Raw genomic sequence first — 15,297 nt, forward strand, 5'->3', positions numbered from 1 at the left:
GCTAAGAAGTATGGAGAACAATAATTTATGTACATCTTGATCACCTTTCTGATTGCCATATTGGCATTGCTGCTTGTTTTTTGGGGGGCGCGAGTACTGTTAAGTGGAAGCTGGGTGATGGGCTTTCTGCGAGGCTCGGCGGGCTTGATCTTTTTCGGTTTGGCCCTATGGATAGTCCTGGTGGCGGCTGATGTCTTCAGTTATCGCAATCTGGCTCAAGAGCACAGCGTCGGTATTGTCTCTTTCCGAAAGGTGGCCGAGCAGCAGTTCGAAGTTAAATTCGCTGATGCCGATGGAATTTCTCAGAAATTTGAGCTGTATGGCGATCAGTGGCAGTTGGATGCGCGAATGCTGAAATGGCAGGGCCATTTGGCCCGTTGGGGCATTGAACCGGCATACAGACTGGACCGGCTGAGCGGGCGTTACCTAACCTTGAGGGATGAACGAGCCCGGGAGCGTTCGGTCCACCAGATCGACGGCACCAATTACGGAGTGGATGTTTGGCGGTTTGTTAAAGGTTTTGATAAAAGCCTGCCTTTCGTTGATGCCGTTTATGGTAGCGCAACCTTTCTTCCTATGGAGGATGGAGCTGTTTACGATGTTCGAATCAGTCACAGTGGGTTATTGGCAAGGCCGCTGAACAAGCAGGCAACTTCCGCCCTGGATGGCTGGAAGTGATATGAGTAATAAATTTTAATGTTGAAAGGTAGCAATCTGGAGTTTAAGTGGAATTTTTAATTGAGTACGGCCTATTCCTGGCAAAAATTGTCACAGTGATTGTGGCCCTAATGATATTGATAGGCTTTATTTTTGCCAATCGCGAACAGCTAAAGGAGCGTGTTCAGGGGCATATTAGTGTTACACGTTTGAATGACCGCTATGAGCAGTTCAAAGACACCCTGCTGGAAGCGGTCATGGAAAAGCACGAGTTTGCCCATCGCAAGAAGCAACTTGCGAAGGAAAAAAAAGCTGAAGAAAAGGCATTAGTGAAGAGACATAAGGCTGAAGCAAAGAAGAAAGCAGCAAAAGAAAGTGATAGCCAGAAGCAAGAAATAGGCACTTCAGAAGCTCAGGCAGAAAAATCTGAAAAAAGCATTGCAGTGTCCTCTGAGGATCGCAGACGTATTTTCGTAATGCATTTTAATGGCGATATTAAAGCAAGTGCGCTCTCCCACCTACGAGAAGAAATTACTGCGATCCTGCAGGTGGCAAAAACGGGAGATGAGGTGCTTCTTTGCCTGGAAAGTCCAGGCGGTATGGTTGCGAACTATGGCCTTGCGGCTAGTCAGCTGGCGCGTATACGCAGCGCGGGTATACACCTCACTATTGCAGTAGATAAAGTCGCGGCTAGTGGCGGCTATATGATGGCCTGTGTGGCTGATCGAATTCTGGCTGCCCCATTTGCGATGTTGGGGTCTATTGGTGTGCTCGCACAGCTCCCCAATTTTAATCGCTTACTTAAGCGTCATGATGTGGACTATGAGTTGTTTACTGCAGGAGAGTACAAGCGCACAGTAACAATGTTTGGTGAAAATACTGAAGAAGGCCGTGAGAAATTCCAGAGTGATCTGGAAGAGATCCACGTGTTGTTCCAGCATTTTGTCAGTGAATACCGACCCAGCCTGGATATTGCCAAAGTCGCTACCGGTGAAGTCTGGTTTGGGCAAAAGGCTTTGTCCCTTGGGCTTGTTGATGAACTCAAGACTTCCGATGAGTATCTGACTCATAGTGCAGAAGGTGCTGACCTTTATCAGGTGGAGTACAAAGAAAAGAAGAATATTGCCAAGAAAATGGGGCTGGCTGCTGAGGCAGGAGTAGAGTCCGCGATGACTCGTCTATTCTCAAGGTTAGCTGCTTGGCGGCATCACGCGCAATAAATAAGCACCTCAAGCAGGGTTGAAATCTTTGATAGACAGGAAATTTTCACATGAACAATTTCAGGGATGAAAGTTTCCGGGCAATAAGGGTAGAAGAGGTTGCCGTAGGTAAGTTCGACCAGCTTTTGGTTGAAAGGCAGGTCTGTGACCTGCCAGACAATCCCTTGTTGCTTGCAGTTTCTCATTCCTCTCTGAATTTCAAAGACGCGATGTCCGCATTTGGTAACCGTAGTATTACCCGGGAGTATCCCCATACGCCGGGTATCGATGCGGTAGGCAAGGTGTTGGAGGATCATAGTGGCACTTATAAACCCGGTACGGAATTGTTGGTCACTGGCTATGATTTGGGCATGAATACGCCGGGGGGCTTGGCAGAAATGATTGCCATTCCCCCCAAGTGGGCGTTGCCTCTTCCGCAGGGGCTTACTGCCAGGGAGTCAATGACTCTGGGTACGGCTGGCCTGACAGCGGCATTGTGTGTGGAGAAGCTCCTTGAGTCTGGTGCGGTCCCTGAGGATGGGGAGGTTCTGGTGACCGGTGCTACGGGTGGGGTCGGATCGATTGCAGTGGCACTGTTAGCTAAGCTGGGTTTCCGTGTGGCGGCGGTGACAGGTAAATTGGAAGCTGCGGATTTCCTGACTAATTTAGGTGCCTGGAAAGTTCTCGATAGGGATACCTTGGCTCCATTTGCCAGTAAATCTATGGCAAAGCCTCTTTGGGCCTGGGCAATAGATACTGTAGGCGGTGAAACACTTTTCAATGTGATTAAGTCATTGGCCTATGGTGGCGGTGTTGCTGCTTGTGGAATGGCCTCCGGGGCACAATTCCATGCCAACGTATTCCCCTTTATTTTGCGCGGCATCAGCCTTTTAGGTGTCGATAGTGTTGAGCTACCAATTGAAAAAAAGAGCGCGGTTTGGCAGCGGCTTTCGAGGGATTGGTATATCGGTAATCAGCTCCGCGGGATCGCTGAAGATATTTCTTTGGAGCAGGCGCCGGAGTTTCTTGCTCGTATTCATAGGGGGCATGGAATTGGCCGTTACGTGGTAAATATGTCCCTGTAAGCAGCTTAACTTTTCGGAATAATAATTACAAAATCCAGATTTTTAACTGAGTTGATTTATAGGCTGCATATAAGCATTGGTATTTGTTTGTCCGCTTTGTTTTCAATAGCATTTTGGTAAATGCTGTTATTGGCGGTCTATTTCTGTTGGAAGAGCACATTGTCTAAAGGTAACAACGAGTCTTCATTTCTCGATGAAAACAGCGCGCTGGTTCTCTCCGGTGGTGGTGCCCGTGCGGCATATCAAGCAGGTGTGCTAAAGGCCTTGGCGGAGGTGGTACCAGAGGATAATCCTCGGCCTTTTAAAATTATCTGCGGCACCTCTGCTGGTGCGATGAATGCAATGATGCTGGCTTCCCATCCCGGCACCTTCAAAGAAGCCGTTGATAGCATGTGCTCTGTGTGGATGAGCCTCAGTGTTGAGCGCGTTTATCGTACTAGTTGGTGGAGCCTTATAGGCAATCTATTTTCAATTAGCCGATCATTACTTAACCAGGGGGTGGGGCGACAAAAACCTCTGGCACTACTCGATAATTCACCTCTGAGAAAATTGCTCAAGGAAGTTATCGACTTTCGCAATATTCAGAAAAATATCGATGCTGGGCATTTACATGCCACTTGCATTAACGCACTTTCCTACAGTGAAGGTGAGTCAGTCAGCTTTTATCAAGCTGCCGATGGCGTGAAGAGTTGGCAGCGCTTTAGGCGATTTGGTGTGCCTACCGAGCTAACCGTGGATCATTTACTCGCATCAGCAGCTATTCCAGCAATCTTTCCCGCTGTCAGAATTGAAGATATTTATTTCTGTGATGGTGCCATACGTCAAATGGCCCCGATCAGTCCCGCTTTGCACCTTGGTGCAAAGCGGGTGTTTATTGTAGGTGTATCGGATAACCGCTCCCCCATACACTGGGGTAGCCGGCGCACTGACAGGCAAATGCATTCTCCTTCAATGGCCCAGATAGCTGCCCAGTGGTTCAACGCTGCCTTCATTGACAGCCTTGAGGGGGATTTGGAGCATATGGATAGGGTAAACAGCCTGTTGGAATCTGTAGAAAAAGAGAAATATTCCGATTTGGCGCCTTTGCGCCCGGTAGAGTCTGTGGTGATTGAACCCTCGCAAAGCCTTGCCTGGCTGGGAGGGAAAAAGCTGCAGTTTCTTCCCCCTGCGCTGCGCTGGCTATTTCGCTCCACAGGTGCTACCAGTGCCGGAGGCGGTGTATCAGCTGCCAGCTATCTGCTCTTTGAAAGACCTTATATAGAGGAATTGATTGAGCTCGGATATCAGGATGCAATGTGGGAAAAGGATAAGCTAAGTCATTTTTTGCGGCCTGTAACAGAAGTTATCGAAGGTCGTAAGGGCTTGTTTGGAGTTCGAGGGAAAGATTCGGAAGGTACCCCAAATGATAACGCTCGGGAATAGCTCCAATAGCCAGTAGTTAATATCGCAAGGGAACGTTGAGAAGTATTCGGTCGATAAAAGTGGTTTGTTTCGCTATGCGTGAATTTACTGGTTGTAACAAATTCCTATCTGACTGTTTTGTTGGTTAACGGTTGCGCTTATTGGCTTATCTCTCTTGCACCTCTTGAAGTGTTCACTTGTTATGTTGGAAGTCTACATGCTTTTGTTAGTGCGCCTTCTGTGGTTGGCTTCTCAGGGTGGTGTTTTTAACTTTTGATGACGCGGTTGTGGGGGGTTATTCTTGCCCGGATATTGTAAGGCTTGGGCTTTTGATGAACATCCCATTAAGTAAGTTAATGAGGAATTGACTGCGCCTATTCAGGTATGCAGAATTGCTGCCTTTGTACATTTGTACCATAAAATTGGGGTCATTGGGGAAGCCAGATGTTTCATTTGAGCAATAGTAATGCAGTTCAGTACGTATTTAGATGGCTTATTTTATTAGCCTGTATACTGCCTTTATCGCTCAAGGCTTCAAGTTTTGATTCCCAAGGCCAAGCTATTTATTTAAAGGATATCGATGGTGACGGTGACCTGGATTATTATGTCATCAGCAATAGTCGATATTTAATTTTACATGGAGATATTGCCACCCCTATTGCCTTGCCCCCCAGGCCTTCATACGTGATTTTTGCTGACGGAACTATTGCTCCGTATAGCGTGCCAGAAGATGAGCTGACGGGATTTACAAGGCTTGAGGAAAATATTGACTTCTACTACGGTGATTTTGATGGTGATTCTGTAGTAGATATCCTGTTCAGGAGCCAAAATACTAACGAGCCACCTTTTGTAGTGGTAGGTGTTTCTGGTGATGAGGTTCCGACTTCTGTTGTTTCATATTCGCGCTCTAGTGACCTCTCTGAATTATTAGCTGATTCTAATAATACGTTCTATGTTGATGACATTGATGGGAACGGACAGGACGATCTGGTTCTTAAAGGCAGAAAAGAATATCTCGTAGATACTGCTTTCCTTTCTAACGGAAGTCTTCCATCGATTGAGCAGGATATTGTTTCTTCGGGCGTAAAGACCCCTACAATGGCCGGTAGCTCTGCTGGTCAGTTCAGGGTTAATGAGTCAGGTAGTGCGACTTATTCACTTGCTATAGCAGCAGGGGTGGGTACTGCCGGTGTTGTCCCTCAATTATCTTTAAATTACCAAGGTAATACAGGTAATGGGTTACTGGGCAAGGGGTGGTCTATTGGGGGGCTTTCCGGAATTACCCGTTGCCGACAAACATTGGCCACGGACGGAAAAGCTTTACCTATCAGCTGGAGTCCTTCGGACAGGTTTTGTCTGGATGGCCAAAGGCTAATTAATGTTTCCAGTAAATCTTATGGTGCGGACGGCGCACAATACCGTACTGAGATCGAATCTTTTGTAAAAGTCACATCTCACGGCAGTATAGGAACGGGTCCTGCCTACTTTACCGTTGAAAGAAAAGATGGCTCAACCAGTTGGTACGGTAATACAGCTAACTCAAAGTCTTATGCCAATGTGTCAGAAGGTAAGGTTCTCTCATGGATGCAGAACGAATTTCAGGATAGCGTTGGAAATAGAATTGAATTCGAATATGAAGGTGATTCTGATAGTGGGAAGCGAATCCACGAAGTAAGATATGCATATGGAGCAGGAGCTAATGCGGCTTCAGTCCAGTTTACTTATTCGGATAGGCCTGATTACTTACAAGCTTACACTGCCGGGTACCTTTTTAATACAACGAAACGGCTTTCCAAAATTACGTCTGCCGCTGATGGCAATACCCTGCGTGAATATAATATTAATTACCAGCTGGTAGCTGATAATATATCCAAGAATCAGACCTCTCTTGTAGATAGTATTCAAGAGTGTGTAGGCAGCAATTGCTTGCCGGCACTCTCATTTGAGTGGTCTCAGTACTCCTTAAATTACGGAACTTCCAGTGGATCTGTTGATTTTACGGCAAACAAGAGCCGCTCTTTAAGAGATTTCCAATTTGGCGACTTCAATGGTGATGGATACCAAGATGTTGTTTGGTTGGAGATGGATACTGATAGTGCGAGTGATCAGGATCATCAAATTAAGTATGCATTATCAAATGGCGCATACTTAGCTCCTGCCACTTATTCAAATGGCCAAAAATATTTATTCTCCGGGGCAAATGCAAACGAGGATATCAGTATTGCGGTTTTAGATTACAATGCTGATGGCCGCTCAGATATTGCTGTATACGATGACCGCTACACCAGTAAAACTTGGCATGTCTACCTTTCTACTTATGTGGATTCCCAGTGGAAGCTTTCATCCGATCCTATTGATACCGGAGTAGGAGAGAGGGATGGTGTCTTTGTCGATGTCAACTCTGATGGTCTGTCCGATCTGGTTGTGGTGGGTGGATCAACTTTACTAGTCTATCCCTTACGGGCTAGCTCGGATCCAATTAGTTCCAAGACTTATTATCGGTTCGGCTCAGCTAAAAGCTATTCCTTAGAGTTGCCTTCCGGTAAATCCATAAGCCGTTTGACCAACTCTCCATTGAAAGCAGCTACTGCGGATTTCAATGGGGATGGTAATGTTGACATTCTGATTGCTTTGGAGAGACCTTATGTTAGCGGTTGTAAGGACCCTGACAATAAAGTGGTGGACTTGGATTTTTGCCTTGATGAAAATGGGGATTTGAAAAGCGGTTTTAAATATATTTATTCGGCAGGACCCTCTGGGCATGCGGCTTTTGTATTTAACGCTGAAACAGATAGCTACGACCTTTTTGCAAGCCTGGGAGGTAATACTGCAAAGTCTCATGTCGCAGCGGACTTTAATGGTGATGGTTTAACTGACCTGCTATTGCAGGAATCTTCTTCGTCAAATCTTTATCTCAGTACTGGGAAACAACTGGTAAAAGTAACCCCTAGCAGGTTTGCTTCAGAGCAAGCCGGAGCCCTGGACTATAACCAGGATGGGATGCTGGATGTTTACTGGCCTGATCATGATGCGGGATTGTTGCGGGTAGAACTTTGGGATCCCCAGACTTCCAGCTTTGGAAAGTCTATCTTTATTCAGACTGTACCCAATAATGACGATTACCTACACATCTTTGCTGATATCAATGGGGATAATCAGCCGGATTATCACAAGATAAGCGATGAAGGCTTTTTAACATCCTATGTATCCAACTATGGGAACTCTGCAAATAGGGATATTCCCAACAAGGTATTAACCAAAATTGACAATGGGCTGGGTAATACCACTGATATCTCCTATACCAGCACCATTAGGAGTTGGTTCTATAGTCGCCTTGAAATGTCGAAAACCCTTGAAGGTAAGGAGTGTACTACTACTCCGTCTGAGAGAGATGAGAACGGCGTAGAGATCCCCGGAAGTACATATTGTTATCTAAAGCAGGCCGCTAACACGGCGGACTTTTATACTGCACTGAATGGTCCATGGGTCCTTCCGGAGGATAGTGTCACCCTAGGAAAAGATGCACCGGTTCTCGATGTGTTGATACCGATGTACTTAGTTTCTAAAGTGGAGAGTACTTCTCCAGCTGCCGGCTCCTCTCCCGGTGCTGTTGATTACACGGCGAAAAGTGCTGTTTCGTATGAATACGCACAGATGAAACTGCAGGCTGCTGGGCGAGGGATGCTGGGCTTCCAGAAGATCTCCACAACTGATGAGCAAACGGGTGTAGAGACATCCACTTACTACCGCCAGGACTACCCGTTCACTGGTATGCCCTTGCAGACTGAGGTTCGGTCTGCCTCAAAGGCATTGATACGAAAGGCTGCCAATACCTGGAGCTTGAAGGGTTGGAATGGTTCTGACACCTCTGTCTATCCTTATCAGCCATATCTAGAAAAGGTAGTAGAGGAAACCTATTCTCTTGAAAATAACGGAAGTTCACATGGTGAGCACCTGCAGACCGTTATTACAGAGAATAGTTATGATAATGTTGGAAACGTTACCTCAATAAAACTGAGAACTATTGATGAGGCCACTGGTGAGCAGTTTATTAAAAATACACTCAACTGCTTCGGCGGTTCTATGGCTGCCCATCCGAGCTCACTTTGTTCCGGTGGTACTGATTGGGAGTCAGAAAAGGGGCGCTTGAGCTTTACCAGGGTAATCAACAGCCGCCCGGGCCAGGCAGATCATGTTCGTGAATCTGCCTTTACTTATCATACCGTTGGAAGTTTAAAGGGCCTGCTCCTTACTGAGGTTGTTGAGCCAAATAATGCTGAGTTTACGCAAACTACTACTTATGAATATGATGGCTTCGGTAACATTCAGAAGAAGACTTTGAGTGCAGAGGGTGAACAGAGTCGCTATACACGGACTGTTTATGATATTTCTGGGCGTTTTGCGAATAAGAATTACAATAGTCTTGAGCATTTAACAGAAGAAGTAATCAGTCGAAATGCATATGGAGCGCCCCTGGAAGTTCATGGGCTGAATGGCTTTAAGAGTTACTTTAGCTATGACGTGTTGGGCCGTGAGACTTATCGCTACGATAACTCTGGAGCGGATGCACGAACTCAATATTCACTCTGTGGTTCAGGTTGTATTACCGGTGCAAAATATAAGGTTGTAAAAAGTAACAGCACTGGATCTACCTCTGTCGAGTATATGGATGCGCTTGGAAGAGCAATTCGTACAGAAACTCAGGGTTTTGATAAAACTATTTATATTGACCAGGAATATGACAGTCTTGGCAGGGTGAAATATGTCAGCGAGCCTTACTTTTCTGGTAATGGCCGGGTTTGGAGTAAGACTGAATATGACCTGTTAGGGCGAGCAGTAAAAGTTACTGCACCTGATAGTTCGCAGTCCTCAGTCATTTATGATGGTCTCACGACTGTTACAGTAAATGATAAGGTTCAAAAGAAAACAGAGAAGAAAAATGTTCTCGGGGAGTTGGTAGAGGTTATTGATGCGCTTGATGGTCGTATCAGCTATGAATACGATAATCAGGGCAATCTTCATAAAGCCCACTCTTGGGGACTAACAAATTCGGCAGGAACACATGTTGATGAGAATGATGGCCTCACTTATCCAATTTCTGTTGTAATTTACTACGATGATTTGGGCCGCAAAACCAGGATGGATGATCCAGATAAGGGTGAGTGGTCCTATACCTATACCAAGTATGGCGAACTCGAAACCCAGACCGATGCCAATGGTCATAAGGTCGAGTTCACTTATGATACTTTGGGGCGCAAAAAAACTCGTATCGATCGCCGCAATGGCAGCACTATTACCGGTAATGTAACTTGGCATTACGATACCGCCAGCAATGGGGTGGGGCAGCTCGAGTTGGTGGAGGACTCCATTAGCGGCTACCAAGTGCTCTATCAGTACGATGGTATTGGCCGTAACAATACACAACTGGTGGATTTCGATGGTACTGGCCCGCAAGTGGCTTATGTGACTACCACAGAGTTTGATAGTTATGGGCGTGTATCCAAAACGTATGATGCTCTGGATGACTTGTTATCCAGTGGTCAGTCTGGTACTGAAAACCATTACAACAACTATGGGCACCTTGAGAAGATCACCGATCTGGGTTCGGGGGATTTGATCCAGCAGGTGCTGGAACATACTGCCCGTGGTCAGTTAAAACGCCAGCTATTGGGTAATGGTGCAACGAATGCCTACGGATATGATAGCGAGACTGGGCGTTTGCTGACTCAGACCTCAGATGTATTGGGGGTATTCGGTGTTCAGAATATTCGTTACAGCTGGGATACACTTGGGAATTTGAAAAGTCGCCATAACCAGAGCGGCAGTAAAGATCTGAGGGAAAGCTTCTGCTACGACGCCTTAAATCGGCTGGTGAAGAGCCATATCGGCTCGGGTGACTATAACTGCTCAGGATTGGCCTCTTCTCAGCAGGATCTGCGTTACAACGCTATCGGTAATATTGTCTATAAAGCTGGCGTTGGCGATTACACATACGGAAATAATGCGGGCCCACACGCTGTTACCTCTGCTGGAGGTGTCGCCTATCGCTATGATAACAATGGCAATATGATTTCCGATGATTTTGATGGTGGTCGTAAAATTGAGTACACCACCTTTGATAAATCAGAGCGAATCGAGAAGGGAAATCATATAACCGAGTTTCTCTATGGCGTGGAGCGATCTCGCTATTACCGTAAGGATACCAATAGCACAACTGGCGAAGTCACTGAAACCTGGTATATCGGCAACATAGAGCGTATTGAAAAGTCCTCCAACCCTGGTGAAATCCAGTGGAAGCGTTACCTTGCGGGGACAGCGATCTATACCCTGACTACAAACTCTAACTATGCAGTACAGTCGACAGAAAAAGTATTCCAGTACCTGGATCACCTGGGCTCAGTAGACCTGCTCACCGATGAGGGCGCAAATGTAATTCAGCAAATGTCCTTCGATGTGTGGGGGCAGCGCCGCAATTCTTCGGATTGGAGTGCGCTGAGCCAGTCTAGCCTGGCTGGCTTTGATACAGTTAATACTGCACGGGGATACACTGGCCATGAGATGCTGGATGCAGTAGGGCTCATTCATATGAACGGGCGTATCTACGATCCAAGGCTGGGGCGCTTTATGCAAGCGGATCCGTTTGTCGATGGCAATACAAATACGCAAGGTTACAACCGCTATAGCTATGGAAAAAATAGCCCTCTCAGTGGTGTAGACCCAAGCGGCTATGGCTTTTTCTCAGAGGTGTTTGATGACATATTAGGCATTACTGAGAGTCCAATTCTAAATTCCGTAGCGCAGATTGCTGCTTGCTACTATGGTGGTCCTGCGGGCTGTGCGGCCTACGCTACGGCTTCAGCCAAGGGGCACGGTGCATCTTGGAGCGCAGCTATTAAAGCGGGAGCTATAGCTTATGTTTCCGCAAACGCATTTAAAGCGATAGGTAGCGCAGATTTTGGTACTTATGATGCCTTTATACGACCACTAGCTCATGGGTTAGTCGGTGGTATAACGTCTGAACTTCAAGGAGGCAAATTTGGACATGGGTTTGTAAGTGCAGGCTTGACGAAGGCGGCCAATGTCAACAGTATGGTTGGTATTGATGCAGAGTTGGTTGCGGTAAGAGTTGTCGCAGCGGCTGTCATTGGTGGAACTATTTCAGAAGTAACGGGTGGAAAGTTTGCAAATGGAGCTGTTACAGCCGGATTTGGTCAGCTATTTAATGGAGAACAACAGGCAGCTAATGAAAGGGATGCACAAAAGGCTCAGGGGCCTAGCTTTGCCGGCTTCTTAAGGGAAGAGGGTGTGAATATTCTTCTGCGAACTGGGCAGGCTGTTGGTGGAGCTGGGCAGGTTCTTTTAGGCTTTGCAGTTTGTAGTGGCGGTGTTACTTGTGCGGCTGGAGCTGTTATTGCAGCTAAAGGTGCCGATAATTTTCAGGCAGGAATTAGGGGGACGGATAGTGTTTCGCAGCAAGTACTAGTAGACCTTACTGGAAGCGAAAAAGCTGGAACACTAATCAATGCAGGTCTTGATTTGGGTACTTCTGTAGGCGGCCTAGTGCGAAGCGTTCCTAAAATAAGCGCATACGGAACACCGTACAATGCAACATGGTATAAAGGTGTTCCGGGCTACTATGAACCGGCCTTTAATCAGGCTACGAATACTGCCTTAACGATTGAACTATTTTCGAGTGGATCCACTATTTACAGTACTGTGGATTAAAGGTGGTAAGAGTGGATATTTTAATACTGTTGGTATACATATTGCTGCTTAGACTGGCTTTATTTTTCTTTTTTAGGAAGTTTACTTCCGAAATCAGCACATACGTTTTGGTAATTTTTTTGTTGATAATGGCTTTTGCCGTGCCGCTGCCGATTATGCTTGTCAAGAAAGAAGTTATTGTTAATAGCGTTCCTAATATACTTTTATCTGGGGTGTCTATTTTTTATTTTGCATTTGTAATTTCAAGAAAACTTAATCAGTGGAAGAGGAAATCGTAAAATAGGAAGTAAACACAGGCGCTGCTTTCAGATCTTACGGTTTAGAGAAAATCTATATTGCCCCGGCATAGTAATCTGCCGGGGCTTTGTCGTTATAGCCTATCAAGCCTGCTTCTTCAGCTTGGCATTCTCGATAAACGTATCGATCACCTGAATCACCTGCCGCTTGGTGGCGGCGTCCAGCTTCTCAATCTGTTGCATCCGTCGCAGCAATCTGGAATCCGGCTGCTTGATCTTCTTCACCGGTTTTACACCGAGTAGCTCGTCCGTGCTGACCTTAAGGGCTTGCGCCAGGTCTACCAGCAGGTTGGCCGGTGGGTGTTCGCTCTCGGTCTCGTAATAGGCGATGACCCGTCGTGTCGCACCGATCTCTTCCGCCAGTTCCTCCTGAGTATAGCCGGCAGCCTTGCGCAACTGCGCCAGGCATTTACCAAAGTCGGCCAGGTTCTCGTTCATGTATTTGGGCATGGGCAGGCTCGTCTCATTGACTTGCCCGCTAGTGTAAGCCCGGTTTTCGTACATGTCGGCTGTCCTGTATTCGTCAATGTCCTAAGATCGTACATTGTCGGGGCAAAAAAATGGTGAAGAGCCTGTGGCGCCGGGAAAAATGGTTACTAAGTCCTTGATTGCGCTAGGAAAAAAGTTAAGGTGCGTCTGGCCTCGGGGTGATGTCTTTACACAAAAGGCGGCTAGGTCTGGACAATCTAGAGCGGGTTCTTTTCAAGAAGCCGTGGATAAAGGTATTGAATCGGGAATGAGGATTAGGTCTAGCGGTGAAGGAGAGCTAGTCAAAGGAAGGAATGTTGGTAGTGCTGTAATTCTAAATGAACCTTGGTTTGAGGGTGATTACTACAGTGATCCAAGCGGCCTAGAATATCATGGTGCAGGCGCTGGGTACCACATAGGCATTGGTGAGGGGAATATAACAGGAACTTTCGGGTCAGCCAGTTATTCGGGAGCTGAGGCCTTTCTATTCAATGTTGCTGAGGGTAATAGTTTTAATGCAAGTGGCTGGGCATGGGGGAATGACAGTACTTGGACCGGGGCTCCTAGATATTATACAGGACCCATTTATGTAACTTATCAGTCTACTGGCGAAACTCATTTATATCGTGTAAATCAATATGGGATAGCATCATGCAGCGTGTATTCTGGTTCTTCGCAATCCTGCTAATTTGGGGTTGCGAAAACAAACTGGAAGCTAATGGCAGCAAACTTATTTCAATTCAGTCTTATTTATCTGATTCTGAATTTAATTTAGGTCAAGTCTCGCTGTTTGGATATCTAGTTAAAAAGAATGAGATTTTTTTTATTTACGAAAATGAAGAGTTTTCCAATTTTTCAGGAAGTGATGTAAGCAAATTAAGAATGCAAGTATTTTTGCCTCCTTCACAAATAGCTGAAAAATGTTTAGGGCGATATGTAAGTCTATACGGGAGAGCGCATTCCTATATTGGGGCAATATCAATAGATGATGTTTCTAGGATTTCATTAATGGAAGATGGTTCAATATGTTATTCCAGTGTTCCGCCTGTAAATTATTTTTCAGTGTTGAGATCAAACAACTAGTGACTTAGTTTGCACAAAAGGATCCAATTCTCGAAAAAGCAGTAATTTAGAGACTGATGGGCAATTTCAATATGCACGAAACACTGCAAGTTCTACTGCAAGCAGTTTGAGTGAAGCGCACGAATTAGGGCGCCTGTCACAGCTGCTGACAATGAGCCTCGTCCCTATTGGTAAAAACCATCAAAGCCCCGGCAGATTACTCTGCCGGGGCTTTACCTTGCGGGGACAGCGATCTATACCCTGACTACAAACTCTAACTATGCAGTGCAGTCGACAGAAAAAGTATTCCAGTACCTGGATCACCTGGGCTCAGTAGACCTGCTCACCGAAGAGGGCGCAAATGTAATTCAGCAAATGTCCTTCGATGTGTGGGGGCAGCGTCGCAATTCTTCGGATTGGAGTGCGCTGAGCCAGTCTAGCCTCGCTGGCTTTGATACAGTTAATACGACATGGGGATACACTGGCCATGAGATGCTGGATGCAGTAGGGCTCATTCATATGAACGGGCGTATCTACGATCCAAGACTGGGGCGCTTTATGCAAGCGGATCCGTTTGTCCAGGCGGCAGCGGATACCCAGATGTATAACCGCTATTCCTATGTACGTAACAATCCTGTAAATGCTACTGACCCTAGTGGGTATTTTTTAGAATTTCTGGTGATGTCTTATGTAAGTGCGCGTTTAAGCAAGCCTGTTTTTAGCTTATTTGCGGATAGTCCAGAGTTCACAGCTGCGATTCAAATTGTTGGAACCGCTATTAGCGCATATTTTTGCGGGCCTTGTTCAATAGCATTTGCCGCCCATGCTGCTGTTGGAGGGATTACAGCTGAGCTTCAGGGAGGGAAGTTTGGTCATGGGTTCTTTGCAGCAGGATTTAGTGCTGCAGCTTCGGCTTCGGGGGTTTTAGGGGAGCCTGGCACAATAACCCCGGAAGGTGTATTTAGTTCGGCAATTATTGGCGGCACGGCATCTGTAATAACCGGAAGTAAATTTGCGAACGGCGCTATGACGGGTACATTTAGCTATACACTTAATCACGAATTACACAAAGGTGGGGGTAATCCCTATCATGAAGAGGGAGGAAAGTTGCTGCCTCGGCTTGGAGTTCCTCCTAAGCATGAAGAACAGGTTGTTTTTTGGAGGCGCTTGCTCTAGAAGCTGCAACGGAAGTTGATGCTGAGTGTGGTCTTGTGTGTGGACTGACTCCTTTTCAAAGAGGAGGCAAGATTCATAAACGTTTTGAAGAAAAAATTAGGATGATTCAGAATGGACTATATGATGCATAAGTCAGCTATTTAAAAGGAGAGAGAATTGGATATGGACGATTAGGCTCCAGTAGAGCTGATGTTATATACGGGTATCATCACGCACCTGAATTTGCAG

The 15,297-nt window shown here is 46.2% G+C and carries 8 protein-coding genes; 7 read left to right on the plus strand and 1 reads right to left on the minus strand.

From position 1 onward, the window contains the following. Positions 1 to 27: 27 nt before the first annotated feature. The 5 genes from ACJJI7_RS14615 (at position 28) to ACJJI7_RS14635 (ending at position 12,067) form a co-directional block, all read left to right on the plus strand. Positions 28 to 678, plus strand: a complete 651-nt coding sequence (locus ACJJI7_RS14615; protein WP_020414835.1) for a hypothetical protein — start codon at positions 28 to 30, stop codon at positions 676 to 678. Between the two features lie 47 nt (positions 679 to 725). Beyond that, entirely contained in the window at positions 726 to 1,877 is a 1,152-nt protein-coding gene (sohB, locus tag ACJJI7_RS14620; RefSeq protein WP_444901865.1) for a protease SohB, read from the plus strand. A gap of 50 nt (positions 1,878 to 1,927) precedes the next feature. Continuing rightward, the gene (locus tag ACJJI7_RS14625; RefSeq protein ID WP_353375098.1) at positions 1,928 to 2,941 is read left to right on the plus strand and encodes a YhdH/YhfP family quinone oxidoreductase; all 1,014 of its coding nucleotides are present in this window, start codon (positions 1,928 to 1,930) and stop codon (positions 2,939 to 2,941) included. A 159-nt stretch (positions 2,942 to 3,100) separates the two neighbouring features. Further along, a complete protein-coding gene (locus tag ACJJI7_RS14630) occupies positions 3,101 to 4,363 on the plus strand; it encodes a patatin-like phospholipase family protein (protein ID WP_020414838.1) in 1,263 nt (420 codons plus the stop codon). 423 nt (positions 4,364 to 4,786) lie between these two features. Next, positions 4,787 to 12,067: an FG-GAP-like repeat-containing protein gene (locus ACJJI7_RS14635; RefSeq protein ID WP_444901864.1), complete on the plus strand. Its 7,281-nt coding sequence runs from the start codon at positions 4,787 to 4,789 to the stop codon at positions 12,065 to 12,067. Positions 12,068 to 12,447: 380 nt separating this feature from the next. Here ACJJI7_RS14635 and ACJJI7_RS14640 read toward each other — a convergent pair whose 3' ends face one another. Continuing rightward, positions 12,448 to 12,867, minus strand: coding sequence for a helix-turn-helix domain-containing protein (locus tag ACJJI7_RS14640; protein ID WP_444901863.1), 420 nt, complete (start codon positions 12,865 to 12,867; stop codon positions 12,448 to 12,450). A gap of 615 nt (positions 12,868 to 13,482) precedes the next feature. Between ACJJI7_RS14640 and ACJJI7_RS14645 the strand changes: the two genes are divergently transcribed. Then, complete coding sequence (locus ACJJI7_RS14645; RefSeq protein WP_444901862.1) at positions 13,483 to 13,914, plus strand: hypothetical protein; 432 nt, start codon at positions 13,483 to 13,485, stop codon at positions 13,912 to 13,914. Between the two features lie 264 nt (positions 13,915 to 14,178). Beyond that, the gene (locus tag ACJJI7_RS14650; RefSeq protein ID WP_444901861.1) at positions 14,179 to 15,069 is read left to right on the plus strand and encodes an RHS repeat domain-containing protein; all 891 of its coding nucleotides are present in this window, start codon (positions 14,179 to 14,181) and stop codon (positions 15,067 to 15,069) included. Positions 15,070 to 15,297: the final 228 nt, after the last annotated feature.

This window comes from Microbulbifer variabilis, from assembly GCF_056232115.1.

Excerpts from the sequence above, each read along its gene's own strand:
- ACJJI7_RS14645 (WP_444901862.1), top strand. The coding sequence starts at position 13,483 with ATGCAGCGTGTATTCTGGTTCTTCGCAATCCTGCTAATTTGGGGTTGC.
- ACJJI7_RS14615 (WP_020414835.1), top strand. The coding sequence starts at position 28 with ATGTACATCTTGATCACCTTTCTGATTGCCATATTGGCATTGCTGCTT.
- ACJJI7_RS14625 (WP_353375098.1), top strand. The coding sequence starts at position 1,928 with ATGAACAATTTCAGGGATGAAAGTTTCCGGGCAATAAGGGTAGAAGAG.
- ACJJI7_RS14640 (WP_444901863.1), bottom strand. The coding sequence starts at position 12,867 with ATGTACGAAAACCGGGCTTACACTAGCGGGCAAGTCAATGAGACGAGC.
- ACJJI7_RS14635 (WP_444901864.1), top strand. The coding sequence starts at position 4,787 with ATGTTTCATTTGAGCAATAGTAATGCAGTTCAGTACGTATTTAGATGG.